Annotated in this window: 1 protein-coding gene; it reads right to left on the bottom strand. The window is 68.0% G+C overall.

Annotated elements, in window-relative coordinates; genetic code table 11:
• On the bottom strand, positions 1 to 987 hold a 987-nt coding region (locus DH10_RS36155; protein ID WP_192385982.1), incomplete at its 3' end, for a sugar ABC transporter ATP-binding protein.
• Positions 988 to 1104: the final 117 nt, after the last annotated feature.

The raw sequence follows: 1104 nt of genomic DNA, 5'->3' as shown, positions 1-1104 counted from the left end.
CGGTTTGCCGTCGAGCTCCAGCTCGCCAGCGCTGCGCCGGTCGGCGCCGAAGATCAGCCTGGCGAGCTCGGTGCGGCCGGAGCCGACCAGCCCGGCCAGCGCCAGGACCTCGCCGTGATAGAGGTCGAACGAGCAGTTCTTCAGCAACCTGCCGTCCGACATACCGCGCACCGACAGCGCCACCTGGCGCTTGCTGTCCGGCGGGCGGTGATCCTTCTTGTAGAAGGCCGACAGATCGCGGCCGACCATCATCGAGACGAGGCGCGAGGCGTTGAGATCGGCACGTTCCAGCGTGCCGACATAGCCGCTGTCGCGCAGCACGCTGACCCGGTCGGCAAGCTGGTACACCTCTTCCATGCGGTGGCTGATATAGATGATGGCGATGCCTTGCGCCTTGAGCGTGGCAATGACCTCGAACAGCCTTTCGGTCTCGCGCGACGTCAGCGAGGTGGTCGGTTCGTCCATGACGATGATGCGGGCGCTGGTCGACAGCGCGCGGGCGATCTCGACCAGCTGACGCTCGCCGAGCGACAGGCTGGAGACCAGGGCACGCGCCGAGAAGGAAACGCCAAGCCGCCCGATGATGTCCCGGGCACGCCGGTTGCATTGGTCGCGGTCGACGATGCCGAACCTGCGCGGCTCGTTGCCGAGGAAGATGTTCTGCGCCACCGTGAGGTTCGGCGCCAGCGACAGCTCCTGGTAGATGACGGCGATGCCATGGGCGCGGGCCTTGATCGGATCGCCGGTGGCGACCGGCGCGCCGTCGATCAGTATTTCACCGCCGGCATCGGGCCGATAGGCGCCGGACAGCACCTTCATCAGCGTCGACTTGCCGGCACCGTTCTCGCCCATCAGCGCGTGCAGCTCGCCGGCATTGACGGTGAGCGACACGTCCTGCAGGGCGCGGATGGGGCCGAAGGTCTTGGAGATGTGACGCATCTCCAGCACCGGTCTCTGCACCGCCTCGACATGGGCGATGGCGCTCATTGCGCACCTCCCGCCGACCGGGCGATGCCGCGCCCGGCAATGAGGGCGCGCCAGCCGTCGCGGTAACCGGCCAGGCCTTTGAAGCTTGCGGCGCGCACCGGCTCCGGCGTGTCGGCG

The sequence above is a fragment of the Mesorhizobium silamurunense genome, from assembly GCF_014843825.1.
GTDB lineage: Bacteria > Pseudomonadota > Alphaproteobacteria > Rhizobiales > Rhizobiaceae > Mesorhizobium > Mesorhizobium silamurunense.
The sequence above is the reverse complement of the archived record's forward strand: the minus strand, read 5'-3'. Positions and strand labels throughout refer to the sequence as shown.